The organism is Nocardioides sp. SYSU D00065 (assembly GCF_017916425.1).
Lineage (GTDB): Bacteria > Actinomycetota > Actinomycetes > Propionibacteriales > Nocardioidaceae > Nocardioides.
Window position 1 is genome coordinate 1,508,656 of sequence record NZ_JAFMSX010000001.1, and the last position, 15,049, is coordinate 1,523,704.

Annotated in this window: 14 protein-coding genes; 6 read left to right on the forward strand and 8 right to left on the reverse strand. The window is 74.7% G+C overall.

Annotated features, from left to right (window positions below; genetic code table 11):
- Positions 1-5 precede the first annotated feature (5 nt).
- A complete protein-coding gene (locus J3P41_RS07180) occupies positions 6-803 on the reverse strand; it encodes a GNAT family N-acetyltransferase (RefSeq protein WP_210649494.1) in 798 nt (265 codons plus the stop codon).
- A 137-nt stretch (positions 804-940) separates the two neighbouring features.
- Here J3P41_RS07180 and J3P41_RS07185 point away from each other — a divergent pair, with 137 nt between their 5' ends.
- On the forward strand, positions 941-1,651 hold the full coding sequence (locus tag J3P41_RS07185; RefSeq protein ID WP_210649495.1) for an SGNH/GDSL hydrolase family protein: 711 nt from the start codon (positions 941-943) through the stop codon (positions 1,649-1,651).
- A gap of 19 nt (positions 1,652-1,670) precedes the next feature.
- Here the strand turns inward: J3P41_RS07185 and J3P41_RS07190 are convergent, their stop codons facing one another.
- Positions 1,671-3,641, reverse strand: a complete 1,971-nt coding sequence (locus J3P41_RS07190; RefSeq protein WP_307861867.1) for a M3 family metallopeptidase — start codon at positions 3,639-3,641, stop codon at positions 1,671-1,673.
- 81 nt (positions 3,642-3,722) lie between these two features.
- Here J3P41_RS07190 and J3P41_RS07195 point away from each other — a divergent pair, with 81 nt between their 5' ends.
- A complete protein-coding gene (locus J3P41_RS07195; RefSeq protein WP_210649496.1) occupies positions 3,723-4,931 on the forward strand; it encodes an MFS transporter in 1,209 nt (402 codons plus the stop codon).
- Here J3P41_RS07195 and J3P41_RS07200 read toward each other — a convergent pair.
- The gene (locus J3P41_RS07200) at positions 4,918-5,451 is read right to left on the reverse strand and encodes a hypothetical protein (RefSeq protein ID WP_210649497.1); all 534 of its coding nucleotides are present in this window, start codon (positions 5,449-5,451) and stop codon (positions 4,918-4,920) included. The genes J3P41_RS07195 and J3P41_RS07200 overlap by 14 nt on opposite strands.
- A 114-nt stretch (positions 5,452-5,565) precedes the next feature.
- Here J3P41_RS07200 and J3P41_RS07205 point away from each other — a divergent pair, with 114 nt between their 5' ends.
- From J3P41_RS07205 to J3P41_RS07220, 4 genes are all read left to right on the forward strand, one after another.
- Complete coding sequence (locus J3P41_RS07205) at positions 5,566-6,360, forward strand: hypothetical protein (protein WP_210649498.1); 795 nt, start codon at positions 5,566-5,568, stop codon at positions 6,358-6,360.
- Entirely contained in the window at positions 6,345-6,872 is a 528-nt protein-coding gene (locus J3P41_RS07210; RefSeq protein ID WP_210649499.1) for a DUF1648 domain-containing protein, read from the forward strand. The genes J3P41_RS07205 and J3P41_RS07210 overlap by 16 nt, the downstream gene beginning before the upstream one ends.
- A 409-nt stretch (positions 6,873-7,281) precedes the next feature.
- Complete coding sequence (locus tag J3P41_RS07215) at positions 7,282-7,584, forward strand: hypothetical protein (protein ID WP_210649500.1); 303 nt, start codon at positions 7,282-7,284, stop codon at positions 7,582-7,584.
- Positions 7,581-8,603, forward strand: coding sequence for a hypothetical protein (locus tag J3P41_RS07220; protein WP_210649501.1), 1,023 nt, complete (start codon positions 7,581-7,583; stop codon positions 8,601-8,603). Before J3P41_RS07215 ends, J3P41_RS07220 begins: the two co-directional genes overlap by 4 nt.
- On the opposite strand, the gene J3P41_RS19225 is transcribed toward J3P41_RS07220, so the two are convergent.
- From J3P41_RS19225 to J3P41_RS18905, 5 genes are all read right to left on the reverse strand, one after another.
- On the reverse strand, positions 8,600-9,514 hold the full coding sequence (locus J3P41_RS19225) for a sucrase ferredoxin (RefSeq protein ID WP_210649502.1): 915 nt from the start codon (positions 9,512-9,514) through the stop codon (positions 8,600-8,602). The genes J3P41_RS07220 and J3P41_RS19225 overlap by 4 nt on opposite strands.
- Complete coding sequence (locus J3P41_RS07230; protein WP_307861868.1) at positions 9,511-10,569, reverse strand: JmjC domain-containing protein; 1,059 nt, start codon at positions 10,567-10,569, stop codon at positions 9,511-9,513. The genes J3P41_RS19225 and J3P41_RS07230 overlap by 4 nt, the downstream gene beginning before the upstream one ends.
- Before the next feature lie 62 nt (positions 10,570-10,631).
- Entirely contained in the window at positions 10,632-10,892 is a 261-nt protein-coding gene (locus J3P41_RS07235; RefSeq protein ID WP_210649503.1) for a hypothetical protein, read from the reverse strand.
- 97 nt (positions 10,893-10,989) lie between these two features.
- Entirely contained in the window at positions 10,990-11,748 is a 759-nt protein-coding gene (locus J3P41_RS07240; RefSeq protein WP_210649504.1) for a sucrase ferredoxin, read from the reverse strand.
- Between the two features lie 55 nt (positions 11,749-11,803).
- On the reverse strand, positions 11,804-14,722 hold the full coding sequence (locus tag J3P41_RS18905) for a helix-turn-helix transcriptional regulator (protein ID WP_210649505.1): 2,919 nt from the start codon (positions 14,720-14,722) through the stop codon (positions 11,804-11,806).
- Positions 14,723-15,049 lie beyond the last annotated feature (327 nt).

Below are 15,049 nucleotides of genomic sequence, written 5' to 3' on the forward strand. Positions count from 1 at the left end.
GCAGGTCAGCGCTTCCAGACGTACGGCGTCGTGGTCGTCACGGCCTGCAGGCCGGAGCGTTCGAGGATGGGACGCGACATGTCGGTGCAGTCGGAGTGGATGTAGCGGATGCCCCGCTCGACCGCGGAGCGCGCCCGGGCGGCGACCAGCGCGCGGTAGATCCCGCGGCCGCGGTGGGCCGGCAGCGTCGAACCGCCCCAGATCCCGGCGAACGCGGTGCCCGCCACCGGCGTGAGCCGTCCGGCGCACACCACCTCGCCGGCGACCTCCGCGATCCAGAACTCCGAGGCGCCGCGCTCGAGCTCGGCCACGGACGACGCGAGCGACGGCCCGTGGCCGCCGAAGACCTCCGCCTGGGTGGCCAGCATCCGGGTCAGGTCGTCGCGGACGTCGCCTCCGTCGCCGATGCGGCGTACGACGACCGGTCCGTCGGGGGTGTCCGCCAGGGGTACGTCGACCGCGAGCAGCGCCGCCTCGCCGATCATCACCGTCTCGACGGGCTCGGGCACGAGCCCGTGCGCCGCCAGCCGTACGCCGAGGTCCGCGGGCAGGTCGTGGCCGCGGGTCTTCCACTCGAACGACTCGACCTCGGTCCGGTCGCGGAAGTGCGCCACGGTCCGCTCGATGAGCTCGTCGAGGGCGTCCGACTCCAGGCCGGCGAGGTCGCGGTAGGAGACGAAGCCGCCGTGGTCGAAGACCGCCCAGTACAGCGGCCCCTCGCGCACGACCTGCACGGCACCGGCCATCTCGGCGTCGGTGCGCAGCTGCTCGTCGTAGGCCCTCAGCAGGTCGTGGGTCGTCATGGCCGCAGCCTAGGGCGGGGCGGCGTGGCGCCGCCGCCGCATTTCCGGAGCCCCGCACGCGACCCCGGACCCTGAATCAGGGGAATCCCAGGGTCGAAGCGGCCCCGAGATTCGCCTCGAGGGCGCACACTCTTCTCGTGGTCCACGGAGGGAAGCTGAAGCGCGTCGTCGGCGCCTCGGGCGTCGTCGTGCTGCTCGCGGCCCTCCTGGCCCTCTACGTCGCCGACCGTGCCGGGGCCGGACCGAAGAGCTGTCAGCAGCACCGCGCCGACGCGCGCGAGCGCGCCGCCGTCGTGACGGGCGCCGGCACTCCGGTCCTGGTCATCGGCGACTCGTGGTCGGTGGGGCTGGGCCAGGACGACCTGCGCCGCTCGTGGGCGGCCGACCTGTCCGGCGAGGTGCACGTCGCAGGCTTCTCCGGCTCGGGCTTCAGCGCCCACGCCAGCCGGTGCGGGCGCGTCTCGTTCGCCGACCGCGCCCCGACCGCGCTCTCGGCGCGTCCGCAGCTCGTGGTGGTCGAGGGCGGCCTCAACGACCACGACCAGCCCGACGCCGCGATCGAGCGCGGGTTCCACGACCTGATGGCCAGCCTCGCCGGGCACCACGTCGTGGTCGTCGGACCCGCCGACGCCCCGTCGCGGTCCGACTCCGTGCCGCGCGTCGACGCGCTGCTCGCCGAGCTGTGCGAGGAGTACGGCGTCCCGTACGTCGCCACGAGCGACCTCGACCTGGCCTACCTGGGCGACCGGCTCCACCTGACCGAGGGCGGGCACCGCGAGTTCGGGGCGGCCGTCGCCCAGCGGATCGCGGACCTCGAGCCGGCGCGTCCCGCGGTCCTCCGGCGCTGAGGCGTCCGCGGGGCTCGTCCTACTCGGCCAGCCAGGCGGCCCAGCTGTCGAAGGAGTACGGCCGGCCGAGGAAGTCGGCGACCAGGTCGGCGGCGTCCTTGCGCCCGCCCATCGCGAGCACCTTGTCGCGGTACGCGGTGGCGACGTCGGCGGCGAACAGGTCGGCGGCGTCGAAGGCGGAGAACAGGTCCTTGGCGATCACCAGCGACCACATGTAGGTGTAGTAGCCCGAGGAGTAGCCGTCGAGGTGGCCGAACGCGCAGTGCATGTGCGCTCCCTCCAGCGGCGGGAACACCGAGTAGCGGCGCTGCAGCTCGTCGCCGTACGCCGTGAGGTCGTCGTGCGGGCCCGCGTGGAAGTAGTAGGAGCGGGCGGCGTACGACATCTGCTGCGCGGCGTAGGTGCCCTTGCCGAAGTGGTCGGCCCGGCGCATCGCTGCGACGAGCTCGGCGGGGATGGTCGAGCCTGAGGCGTCGCGCGCGAACGTCGCGAGCACGTCGGCGTCCCACGCCCACTCCTCGAGCATCTGGCTGGGGGCCTCCACGAAGTCCCACTCGGTGGCGACCCCGGAGAAGCGGGCCCACTCGCCCTGGCCGCCCAGGACGTGGTGGACGAGGTGGCCGAACTCGTGGAACAGGGTGACCACCTCGTCGTGCTCCATCAGCCCGCGGCTGAAGTTGCACACGAGCACGCCCTCGGGCAGCTGCACGCCGGCCACGCCCGTGACCATGTCGAACTGCGCGGCGTGCTTGAACTTGCCCTCGCGCGGGTGCAGGTCGAGATGGATGCGGCCGATGCGCCGGCCGTCGAGCCCGACGTCGAAGCTGGCCACGTCGGGGTGCCAGGTGCCGGCCACCGACTGCGGGACGGGGGTCCACTCCAGCCCGAAGAGGCGTCCGGTGACGTCGAGCAGGCCCTGGCGCACGGACTCGAAGGGGAAGTACGTGCGCACGACCTGGCCGTCGACGTCGTACTGCTCGCGGCGGACGAGCTCCGAGTAGTAGCGCGAGTCGTGGGCGTGCACGACCTCGGCGTCGGGGTGGTCGACGCGCTTGCGCTCCAGCAGCACCGCCACCTCCTCGCGGGCGCGCTCGACCGCCGCGTCGCTGATGCGCTCGATGAAGTCCGCGACGGCCTGCCCGGAGCCGATCATCTTGACCTCGGTGTCGTAGTCGGGCCACGAGTCGTAGCCCAGCAGCGCGGCGGTCTCGCGGCGTACGGCCAGCAGGTCCTGGAGGACCTGGTCGTTGGCCGGCCAGGCCACGTTGTGCTGGGCGAGGGCGAGCTCGCGGCGCACCTCGGCGTCGGAGCCGAACGTCATGAAGGGCACGAGGTCGGGGTAGTCGGTGGTGATCGTGACGAGCCCGTCGGCGTCGGGGGCGTGGCCGGCCCGGTAGTCGTCGGGCAGCCCCGCCAGCCGTTCGGGAGCGACGCGCACGGACCGGACGTCGTCGCGGATGTTGCGGCCGAAGTCCTGGGAGAGCCGCACCGCCGTCTCGCTCAGCTCGCGCAGCCGGTCGCGGGTCGCCTCGTCCCGGTCGACGCCGGCGCGGCGGAAGTCGCGGAGGGTGTGCTCGAGCACCCGGCGCGCGTCGTCGTCGAGGGCCTCGGCGCCGGGGCCGGTCGACACCGCGTCGAAGACGGCGTACAGGTCGCGGTCCAGGCCCAGCTCCGTGACGTACCGCTGCACCTCCTGGTCGAGCTCGTCGGCGCGGTCGCGCACGGCGGCGTCGGGGTGCACTTCGGCCCACAGGGCCACCGACGCGGCGTTGGCCAGGGCGGTCTCGGCCCGGTTCCACGCCGCCAGCACCTCGTGCGCGTCGCTCGAGCCGGTCTTCACCTGCTCGACGCAGCGCCGGGCCTCGCCGAGCTGGCCCTCGCACCGCTCGCCGACCCAGGCGAGCCAGTCGCCGGCTCCCGGGAGGTCGATCGGCTCCGGCGCGGACGTCGAGCGGGCGGAGGAGGACGCGGGATCGGTGTCGTGAGCCACGCCACGGGAGCCTACGGGCGCCAAGCGGCGACCTCCACCCGGCCGCGCGGGGACCGGCCGAGGACGACGTAGCGTGTCGCCGTGACCACGACGCGGGACGAGTTCCGGTTCCGCGACATCTGGCTGGTGGCGTACGGCCCCTCGATCGTCTCCGCGATCGGTCACGGCGCGATCATGCCGGTGCTGGCGCTGCGGGCCCGCGACCTCGGCGCGGACGTCAGCACCGCGGCCGCCGTCGTGGCGCTGACGGGGGTCGGCATGCTCCTCGCGAGCCTCCCGGCCGGCGCGCTCGTCGCCCGCATCGGCGAGCGCCGCGCGCTGGTCGGCGCGGGGTTCGTCGACGCGGCCGCGATGGCGCTGGCGGCGGTGAGCGACTCCGTGGCGGGCCTCGCCGCCGGCGTGCTGGCGAGCGGGATGTGCTGGACGCTGTTCCTCATCGCCCGCCAGGGCTTCATGATCGACGCCGTCCCGGTGACGCACCGGGCGCGGGCGATGTCCCTGCTGGGCGGGTCCTACCGCATCGGTGTGCTCATCGGGCCGCTGGTCGGCGCAGCACTGATCGGGCTGACCGACCTCGCCAGCGTGTTCTGGCTCGGCGCCGCGATGTCGGTCTGCGCGTCGCTGCTGGCCGCCACGATGCCCGACCTGGGCGAGGACGAGCGCGCTGCGGCAAGGGTCTCCGGCCACCTCGGCGTGTGGTCCGTCATCGCCGCACACCGTCGCGTGCTCGCCACCCTCGGCGTCGCCGTGGTCGTCCTCGGGGCGTCCCGGTCGCTGCGGCTGAGCCTGCTGCCGCTGTGGGCCGATCACCTCGGGCTGTCGGCCTCGACCACGTCGCTGATCTTCGCCGGGGCCGCCGCGCTCGACGTCGCCTTCATGTGGCCGGGCGGGTGGCTGATGGACACGCGCGGCCGGATGGTCGTGGCGCTGCCGGTCGTGCTCTCCATGGCACTCGCCTGCCTGCTGCTGCCGCTGGCCACCTCGGCCGGCTCCGTGGCGCTGGTGATGGCGCTGATCGCCGCCGGCAACGGCCTCGGGTCGGGGATCGTGATGACCCTCGGCGCGGACTCGGCCCCGGCCGAGGGCAGGTCGCAGTTCCTCGGCGCGTGGCGGCTGTGCGGCGACGTCGGCAACACCGGCGGGCCGCTGCTGGTCAGCGCCGTCGCGGCCGCGGCGCCGCTGGCGACGGCCTGCCTGCTCGTCGGCGTCCTCGGCCTGGTCGGCGCCGGCTGGGTGGGCTACTGGACGCGCCGGGTCGACCTCGACCGGGTGGCGCTCAGCCGACGGTGACGGTGACCTCGTTGGACGTGACGTCGGAGTCGGTGTCGATCACGCGGAACTCGTTGGCACCTACCTGGCCCGTTCGCACGATGGTGGCGAATGAGCCGCCGGTGACCGACGCCGTCACCGGGAAGTCGGACCACGCGCCGTTCTCGAGCCGCTGCACCTGGAGGATCGCGCCCTCGCCGCCCTGGTAGGTGCCGGTGAGGTCGATCTGCTGCATCGGGCTCACCGACTGCTGCGTGGCGCTGAGCGTGATCGCGGGCGCCGCCGTCTCCGTGCCGGGCTCGGCGCCCGGGGTCGTCTCGGTCGTGCCCGACGGGGCCGGCGTCGTGGTCCCGGTGTCGCTGGGCTTCGGCAGCCGGAACGTCGCCGGGGTGCCGCTGTCGCCGTCCGCGCTGGAGCCGCCGCCGATCCCCGTGGCCTTCACGCCGACCAGGACGGCGAGGCCTCCGAGCAGCCCGATGGCCACGGCGACACCGACCAGGGCGATCAACCCGGTCAGCACGGGGCGGTTCTCGGTGTCCATGGGGACCTTTCGAGCAGGAGCAGGGGCGCGGCCATTGTCCAAGACGGCTGGTCACCTGGCCAACCTGCGCCTCGTGACGGCGGTCGGCTCCTCCCCAGCAGGCAGGATGGTGGCATGCAGTCACCGTTGCGACACGGCAGGGCAGCCATCGGCACGACGATCGCCGGAGGCGCCCTGGCCGCGCTGTCCCAGGCCCCCGACCGAGCCGCACGCCTTCTGCGCCACCGCTACCCGACGGTCGCGGTCACCGGCATGACGGGCGTCGGCAAGACCCGCCTGGCCGACCGCCTGACCCGCCGGGCGAGCGCGGAGTCCTCTGTGGAGGGTGGGCAGGACGTCGGCTCGGCGGTGATGGAGCGGCGTACGCGCCGCGCCGCGAGGCTGCGCGGGTACCGCTTCCGCGTCGTGCCGGGCGAGAACGCCGCCACCCGGCTCGGCGCGTTGGACGAGGTCTTCCACGACGAGCCCGTCGACGGCGTGCTGCACGTGGTCGCCAACGGCTACGCCACCCCGCGGCGCACCGGCGGCACCTCCGGCGCGGCGCTCGCCTCGCGCGAGGAGCAGCTCGCCGCCGAGCTCGAGGACTGGGCGATCACCGCGCACCGCATCGCCGCCATGGCGGTGCGCCGTGATCGCCCGACCTGGCTCGTGATCGCGGTGACGAAGGCCGACCTCTTCGCCGACGACGTCGACGAGGCCGTGCGCTACTACTCCCCCGGCAGCGGCTCGCCGTTCGGCGACCGGCTCGACGAGCTGCGGGCGCTGGCCGGCGGCGCCAAGCTCTCGATCGACGTGCTGCCGGTGTGCGCGCAGGGCGGTGGCCGCAAGGCCTCTGCGTCCGAGAAGGCGTGCTCCGACATGCTCGCGCGACTCGAGCTGCGGATGGCGCAGCTGTGCGGGCACGTCTGAGCGGCGGGCGACCCGGCCGCCTCGCGCTGCTCGTCACCGCGGCGGCGTACGTCGTCGCGCTGGCGTGGGCCGCCGCGGTGCTGCCCGAGCGGGTGCCGTCGCACTTCGACGCAGCGGGTCGGGTGGACGACTGGTCGTCGCGCCCTGCGGCGCTCGTGGCGTGGGCGGGGATCGGGGTCCTGGTGCTCGGCGGCATCCCTCTGCTCACGCGCGCCCTGAGCGCGGGTGACGGCAGGTGGGTCAACCTGCCGCCCGGCTGGAAGGACCACTGGTTCGCCCCCGAGCGGCGCGCCGAGTTCCGGGACCGCCTGCAGGACGACACGGAGGCGTCGACCGCGTTGACGGGCGTGCTGCTCCTCGCGGTGCTGGGCCTGACCACCTGGGTGGGCACGACCGGGCGCGACGAGGTCCCGTGGTGGGTGCTCGCCGGGCTGGTCGGCGGCTACCTGGCCCTCACCGCCGCGTGGGCGCTGCGGGTGCGGGCGCGGTACCGGCCGCCCGGGGTGTCTTGACCGGGGCTCGGCTGGATCGGGGGTTGCGCGCCGGCGCGCCGTCGGTTGCTTCATCACGGTATGTCGGCGAACAGGCACTTCCCGTGCGGAGTTCACCCGGGGAAGTGCCTACCCAGCGACATACCTAGATGAATGTGGGGCCCAAGGGGCGCCGGCCCAGTCCCCGTCTCCGCCGGCACGCCGTCGTTGCTTCATCACGGTATGTCGCCGAACAGGCACTTCCCGTGCGGAGTTCACCCGGGGAAGTGCCTACCCAGCGACATACCGTGATGAATGCGGGGCCCGAGGGGCGCCGACCCGAGGCCCGGCATAACCCGGCCGAGCCGCCCCCCGCCGGCCGCGCCGCGCGCGTGGTTCACAGTTTCACGAGAACGGGTTTCGACGGCGGCCAGCGGGGCAGAAGGTCGCCATGAGGCCGATCGCGATCAACCAGCGGGCGCTGCGCGGCGCCAAGGAGGAGCTCGACTCCGCCCGCGAGCACCTGCGGGGCGCGCTGGACGACGTCGACCACCCCGCTGACGACTTCCCCTGGCGGGACCTGATGGTCGAGGGCGTCCGGAGCCTGGTGGAGGACGCCGAGCAGATCGCGCGGCGCTGCCACAACATCGCTAGCGCGATCGACGACTCGGTGGTCGACTTCGACGAGCTGGACTCGATGGTGGAGCAGGCGGCCCAGGTGGCCATCAAGCTGGACCGGGTGGACCACCGATGACCAGGATCGCGGCCGACAGGCTCGAGACGCAGCAGGACGGCCTGCAGTTCGGCGACCCGATCGGCTGCGGCTATCACTGGACCGAGCCGGACGAGGTCGACGCCTACGGCGACTCTGTACGTCGCCTGGCCGCCAAGGTCGAGCTCGCGGTCGACGCCTTCGAGCGCACCGCGAGCCTGTCGGAAGAGGTCTTCTCCGGCGATGCCGCCGACGCCCTGCGGGCGCGTGCCGAGCGCCGACACCAGGAGTCGGCGAGCGTGCGTGACAACCTCCGCGGCCTCGGCCGCGCGATCAACGCCTACTCCGACGTGCTGCGCCGCCACCGCGAGGGCCTCGAGCAGCTGCGCGCCTTCGCCGAGAGCCGCGGCCTCGAGGTGCGGGGCCACCGCATCTGGCCCCCGATCGAGACGCTTCCCGGCGACGCCACACAGAAGCAGGCCGACGCGTGGGAGGCCGACTGGAAGGCCTACCAGGCGTGCTTCGAGACCAAGATCGAGCTGCGTGACGCCCGTCGGGCCAGCACCCGCGAGCTGGTGAAGGCGCTGGCCGAGTACGCCGGGGTACACCCTGACAAGGACCACAAGAAGCTCGTCGCGGCCGACGCCAACCGGGTGCGCTTCGGGGAGCTGCGCCGGGAGGCGGCCGAGGAGGCGATGGAGGCCGTCGAGGCCAACGACGCCGCACAGGCCGCCCAGCGCACCGTCGACGGCCTCAAGCGCCGTGAGCAGGCCGTGCTGGACGACCTCGAGCGGATGGTGCTGGCCGAGCGCCCACCGGAGGAGATCCAGGCCCAGGCCACGAAGGTGGCCGCGATCCACCGCGAGCTCACCGAGGCGCGGGTCGAGGCCCGCGAGGCCGAGGCGGTCGCCGAGCGCGAGCAGGCCCAGGCCAACCGTGCCGCGCGCAACCTCGAGGCGGCCGAGGAGGGACGTCCGCGCATCGTGGCCGAGCGCGCCGACTGGCGGCCGGGCGCCGAGCAGTCGTTCGAGCCCGTCGACCTCAAGGACCGGCTGGGCTAGCCGGCCGCATCCGTCACGTCCCGCACCTCGAGGACCTCGTGGCGCGGGATCGCGCTGTCGCGCACCGCCGAGCAGGTCAGCCGGTGCGTCGCGGCACCCGCCACCCGGCGTACGACGACGTCGCGCAGGCTCACCCCTTCCACCTCGAAGCGGGCGGTGGTGAGGTCGCCGTCGCCGTGCACGGACACGGCTCGTACGTCGTCGAGCCCGGTCCGCCCGTGCTCGCGACGCAGCGCGATGTCGGCCACCTGCGCCGCCATGGGCAGGTCCGACCGGCCCCGCAGATGGTCGAGCAGCACGGCGCCGGACGCCGTCGCGTCCGCGACGGCGAGCGCCGAGTCGGGGTCCAGCCCGCCGTAGTAGAGCCCCCGGCCGAGCACGACGAGGTTCCCCGCGAACCGGTCGCCGCCGATGTGCGAGACCTCCCAGACGGCGTCGGAGTGCGCGCTGTCGGCCAGGGCGCGCGCCGCCGGCCGGCCGAGCTCGGCGCAGCAGGCGTCGTGGCGCCCGTGCGTGCACACGGCCAGCACCGGCGCCTCGTGGACCTCCAGACCGAGCGACCGCCCGGCCCCCAGCGCGGCGAGGTCGAGGCCGCGCACGTCCTCGAGCCGGTCCAGCGCGACGGTCTCCGTCCACGACCGCGGCCCGGCGGCCCGGGCCGCGAACACCCGGACGCGACCGCCGGCTGCGCGCCGGCCGGGTCGGCGCACGAGCAGCACCCGCACCCGGTGCCGCGCGGCCTCCGCCCGCAGGTGCTCGCCGAGGCCGTCGGGGAGCCGGGCGTCGCGCAGCGCGTCGGCGCCCCAGGGCCCCGCGTGCTCCACCAGGAGGTAGCTGCGGACGGTCGAGGCGGTGCCGGCGAGCGCGTCACCGCGGGCCCGGCTGGCGACGGCGCAGCGGAAGCCCGTCACCGTACGACCTCGAGCAGCCCCTCCCGGACCAGTCGACGGCACAGGACCAGCGCGCTCTCGGCGTCCAGCGACGACAGGTCGCTGGGCGTCAGCTCGGCGTGGGCAGCGACGTGCTCGAGCGCCTCGCGCACCCGGGACGGGACCCGCAGCACGCGGTCGCCGATCAGCACCCGCACCGTGTCGCCGTCGTCGACGAGCTCGCAGGGGTGGCCGCGGCGGCGCCGCAACCGGGTGTCGGCGTCGAGGCCCCCGGCCAGCGCCGCCCGGTCCAGCAGCGCCCCGGCGAGCCGCGGCGGGCGACCGCTGAGGAACGAGGCGGCCTGCTCCGCGGCCAGGGTCGCCGGGTCGAGGCGGCGTACGGCGTCGGCCAGCGCTGCGAGGTGGCCGCCGAGGCCCTCGGCCAGCCGGGCCGGGTCGTCGAGGTAGCCGGCCGGCAGGTGCTCGTCGGGCACCTCCGCGACCAGTCGACCCACCTCGCGCGTCAGCAGGCTGCGCCACGTGAGCTGGTTGATGCCAATGGTCAGGTGCAGCGACACGGCCTCCTGGGCCCGGGCCGCGTGGGGGGTGCCGGTGGGGAGGTAGGCCACGACACCGGGCTCGAGCAGCAGCTCGCCGGGTCCGCCGTCGCCGTGGATCTCCCAGAGCTTCGTGCCGTGGGTCTGCACGACGAAGACGTCGTGGGAGTCGGAGTGCACCGCGAACCCCTGGGCGCCGGGCGGGGTCAGGTAGGCGTTGGCCTGGCAGGGGTGACCGAGCTCGAGCTCGAGCTCGGCGATGAGGTCGCCGACCGGCGAGTGGTAGCGCTGCAGGCCCTGCAGCACGATCGTGGCGCCCTCGTCGTGCAGGCGCATCAGCTTGACCGGGTCGACCAGACCGGTCAGCGGCTTGCCGGCGAGGCTGCCTCCGCGGGTGAACGTCGACTCGGGGAGCACGGAGCCGTTGCGCGCGACCCGCACCGCGGGCGCCCGGATGGCCGTCTCGGTCAGCAGGTGGTCGGCGGCCTCGAGGGACAGGACGTCGGCGCCGAACGCCGGGTCGGTGCGGTGGACGTGCACCGAGGACGCCCAGACCTTGTCGAGGAAGGCCTGGGCGTCTCCGGTGAGCCGGTCGAGAGCGCTCAGAGCGCGGTCCCGTCGGTGCCGTCGGCGTCGGTCGAGTCGCCGTCGGTGGCGTCGGTGGAGTCGCCGTCGGTGGAGTCGCTGTCGGTGCCGTCGGCGTCGGAGCCGTCGGTGCCGTCAGCGTCGGTCGAGTCGCCGTCGGTGGAGTCGCCGTCGGTGCCGTCGGCGTCCGTGCCCGGGCCCGCCGCGACACCCGTGGGGTCGACGCCCTCGGTGCTCATCTCGTCGTCGCCGAGGGGGTTGTCAGGAGTCGTCGTCATGGATCCTCCTACTCGTGCCGCGACGGACGGTCCGTCCCGGAGTCGTGTCGAGTCTCGTGCCCGCGACTTCCACCGTCCCACACCCCTGGGGACGTGGTCATCCGGCCGGTCGCACCTCGAACCGCGTCGTGGCCTTGACCGCGTCGTCGCCGCACGACTGGCGACGCTCCGGCCCCGGCACGGCCACGACCTCGTCGGCCGGGTCACCGCCCGCCGACACGTGCAGCTCGCGCACCTGGTCGACACCGGGGCGGCCGGCCCGCCCGCGCACCCACGGCGCCGGCACCTCGCCACGGGCCACTGCGCGGCACGCCTCGAGGGCGCTGTCGACGTCGAGGCGGCCGAGGGTCAGGCCGCTGGGCAGCGCCAGCAGGGTGCCGGCGAAGCGGTGCCCGCCCAGGTGGGTGGTCTCCCAGGTCCCCTCGGGCCACTCCTCGCTCAGCGCGGCGGCGATCGGGCGGCCGACCTCGGCACAGCAGCGGTCGCGCCTGCCGTTGGTGCAGACCAGCCACAGCGGCTCGGCGTACGCCGGCAGGCCGGCCAGGTCGACGTCCAGGAGGTCCTCCGCGCGGTCGAGCACCGTGCCGCGGACGTCGTAGCCGTCCTCGGTGGCGCGGGCCCGGAAGACGCGCGTGCCGGGGCCCGAGCTGCCGTCGCAGCGGCGCAGCAGCAGCACCCTCAGGTCGAGGGCGCCCAGGTGCTCGCGGACCACCTGCGGCAACCGGTTGTCGGACACGGCGTCGCGGCCCCAGGGGCCGGCGCTCTCCACCAGCAGCAGGTCGGTGTCGGTCGGGGCGGTGCCCGCCATCGGCTCGGCGTCGGCGAGGCTGGCCAGCGAGCACCGGAAGTCAGGCATGGGGAGCAGTCTGGCCGACCGCCGGCGCGCACCGGTCGAGGGCCGGGCCGCTCGGTCAGAGCAGCCCGCGGCGGCGGGCGACGGCGGCCGCCTCGGTGCGGGAGGCCGCGTCGAGCTTGGCCAGGATGTTGGAGACGTGGACCGACACGGTCTTGGTGCTGATGAACAGCTGCTTGCCGATCTCGCCGTTGGTGCGTCCCTCGGCCACCAGGGCGAGGATCTCGGCCTCGCGCGGCGTGAGCACAGCCGCGTCCACCGTGGCGGTCGGCGCCGGCATGGAGCCCTGCGCGGTCAGCTCGGCCAGCAACGGCTGGGCCCCCAGCGCGTGCGCCGCCTCCCGGGCCTGGTCGGCCGTCACCCGGGCGGCCGCAGTGTCGCCGGCGGCACGCAGCACGCCCGCCAGCCGGACGCGGGTCTGCGCGATCTCGGGCACGCTGCCGTAGGCGACCGCGGCCTCCTCGGCGGCGCGCCACGCCGTGACGAGGTCGTCGCTGGACGGCGGATCGACCTGGGCGAGCCAGCGCCACCGCAGGTGCTCGGCCGTGCGCCGGGCCACCCACATGCGGTACTCGGGGCCGTGGCTGCCGTCGTAGGGGGCGTAGAAGTCGATCACCCGCCCGCCGTCGGCCATCAGCCGGTCGACGTGGGCCGCGGCCGCCTCCCGCTCCTCGGCGGACTGCCGGGGCGCGGCGCCCGCGAAGGCGGCCACGACCAGCGTCGCCAGACGCAGCCGGGCCTGGAACCACTCGTGCCAGAGGGGTACGACGATCTCGATCACGTCGTCGTACACCGCGAGCGCCCGGGCGGCGTCGCACTCGGCCACGGCGCGCATGATCTCGGCGCCGCCCGCCGAGATCGCGGTCAGGCCGTCGGTGCCCCAGTAGTCGCGCAGCCGCTCGAGGGCGCGGGGCTTGGGCTCGCCCCGGATGCCGATGAGGATCAGCATCTGGTGGGCGAAGTAGAGCCACTCGTAGATCATGGGCGGGTTCTGGCCGCTCACGTCGAGCAGCTGCCACGCCTCGTCGAGGCGGCCCTGATGGGTCAGCGCCACCGCGAGCAGCACCCGCGCCTCGGCGGGGTAGGGCGACCAGACGAGGCCACCGACCTCGCTGCGCTGGATCGTCTCGCGATAGACCGCGATGGCCGTGTCGAGGTCTCCCTCGTCCTGGTGCAGGCGGCCGAGGAGGTAGAGGGCGCGCAGCTCGGGCTCGATCAGCCCGGCCCGTCGGGCGCGCTCGGCGGCCGAGCGCCAGCCCGCGCTGGGGCTGGCGCCACCGGCGGGGTCCAGCCCAGCGACGGTGGTGTGGAGCTCGACGGCGAGGCTGGTGAGGTCGTTGCGCTCGGCCAGCTCAAGCGCCTGCAGGGCCACGGCCCGCGCCTCGTCGGCGTGCCAGCTGCCGAGGCTCTGCGCCTTGACCAAGAGCGCCCGGGCGAGCAGCTTGGGCGGTCCGTTGCGCAGCAGCTCGACCGCCTCCGCGGCCGTCTCGTGCGGCGAGTCGGTGGTGTCGGTCAGCAGGAGGGCCGAGGCGAGGGCGGTCAGCAGCTGGCCGCGGTCGAGGTCGGCGCCCTCGGCCGGCAGCGCGGCCAGCCGGGACCGCAGCACCTTGACCGCCTTGGGCACCCGGCCCGAGGCGATCAGCGCCTCGGCGCACCGCCGGGCCAGCACGGACGGGTCGACGTCGGCCAGCGGCTCGCGGGCGGTGTCGATCAGCTCCAGCGCGTCGAGGAAGTGGGTGGCGGCCTCGGCGGGGCCACCGACGGCGAGCGCCTCCTCCCCCGCCTCGATCGATGCGCGCACCGCGACCGGCCGGTCGTCGGCGCGGCGGGCGTGCTGGGCGAGCTCGGCGGCGGTGCCGACGGCGCGACCCTCGCCGAGCGCGGAGACGAAGTCGGCGTGGAGCCGCACCCGCTCGCCCGGCAGGAGGTCGTCGTAGACGGCCTCGCCGAGCAGCGCGTGGCGGAACGCGTACGTGCCGCCCCGGGAGGCGGTCAGGACGTGGGCGTCCACGGCGTTGCGCAGCGCGCCCTCGAGCTCCTCGGGGCCGAGGTCGGACACCGCGGCGAGCAGGCCGTGGCTCACCTGCCGGCCGGCGACGGACACCAGCCGCACCACCCGCCGGGTGGTCTCGTCGAGCCGGTCGAGGTGCACCAGCAGCACGTCGGCGAGCTCGCCGGGCACCTGCCCCGACCACGACGCGCCGACGAGCTCCTCGATGAAGAACGGGTTGCCCTCGGCACGGTCGACGATCGAGACGTACTCCGCCTCCGACAGCGTGGCCGGCTGCAGCGCGCGCACCAGCCGGCGTACGTCGTCGTCGGCGAGCGGGCCGAGGTGGAGCCGGTCGACGCCACGCATGCGCATCCACTCGGCCACCTGGCGGCGCAGCGGGTGGCGGCGGTGGAGGTCGTCGGCGCGGTAGGACACGACGAGGGCGACGCCCGGCACCGGGCGGGAGAACAGGAAGCTGAGCATGTCGCGGGTGGACTCGTCGGCCCAGTGGGCGTCCTCGACGACCACGAGCACGGGCGCCCGCTCGGCGACGGCGGAGAGGAGGTCGCCGAACGCGTCGTAGACGTTGCCGCGGTCGAGGGCCTGGTCGCCCGACGCGGTCTCGCTGCTGCGGATGCGGCGCCCGGGCTGGAGGCGGGCGAGCGTCGGGTGCTGCTCGAGCACCCGGGCGGCGACGTCGGGGAGCTCGGTCATGACCCGGCCGAGGATCTCGGAGAAGGGGAGGTAGGGCAGGGAGCTGTCGGCGAGGTCGAGGCAGTGGCCGGCGACGACGCGCCAGTCGGCCTCGATCGCCCGGTCCCGCAGGGCCATCAGGACGCGGGTCTTGCCGACGCCCGCGTCACCGGCGAGCAGCATCGCCCGCACCGCCGGCGCGGCACCGGACGCGCGAATGCCGAGCTGGGCGGTCAGGTGCTCCAGCTCGGCATCGCGTCCGATGAGATCGGTGGTCCGCAGCGCCGGCACGGACGACATTGTGTCGTGCAGGTCGGACACGCGCGGGTCGATCGCGGTGCGGGTCACTTCCCCGTGTCGCGGCCGCCGACCCGGGTCCAGCGACGCGGGCCGTAGTCCTTGCGGATCTTCTCCTGGCGGTAGGCGATCTCGGCACCCAGGAAGCTGTCGGTGGTGAACATGTCGGTCTCCTCTGTCTCCACGGTCCTCGTCGACCGTGGAACGAGAGTCCGCCCATGAGGTAGCACCGGACATCGGGCGCGTGCCCTATCCGTGCCGCGCCGGCTACCTCAGATCGCGTGCCCACCGGCGTACGGCATGCCCCTGAGGTAGTGCGGG

Bases quoted from the DNA above. Each gene is read 5' to 3' on its own strand.
- J3P41_RS07220 (WP_210649501.1), top strand. From the start codon at position 7,581: ATGACCAGGATCGCGGCCGACAGGCTCGAGACGCAGCAGGACGGCCTG.
- J3P41_RS07235 (WP_210649503.1), bottom strand. From the start codon at position 10,892: ATGACGACGACTCCTGACAACCCCCTCGGCGACGACGAGATGAGCACC.
- J3P41_RS07215 (WP_210649500.1), top strand. From the start codon at position 7,282: ATGAGGCCGATCGCGATCAACCAGCGGGCGCTGCGCGGCGCCAAGGAG.
- J3P41_RS07205 (WP_210649498.1), top strand. From the start codon at position 5,566: ATGCAGTCACCGTTGCGACACGGCAGGGCAGCCATCGGCACGACGATC.
- J3P41_RS07240 (WP_210649504.1), bottom strand. From the start codon at position 11,748: ATGCCTGACTTCCGGTGCTCGCTGGCCAGCCTCGCCGACGCCGAGCCG.
- J3P41_RS07200 (WP_210649497.1), bottom strand. From the start codon at position 5,451: ATGGACACCGAGAACCGCCCCGTGCTGACCGGGTTGATCGCCCTGGTC.
- J3P41_RS07180 (WP_210649494.1), bottom strand. From the start codon at position 803: ATGACGACCCACGACCTGCTGAGGGCCTACGACGAGCAGCTGCGCACC.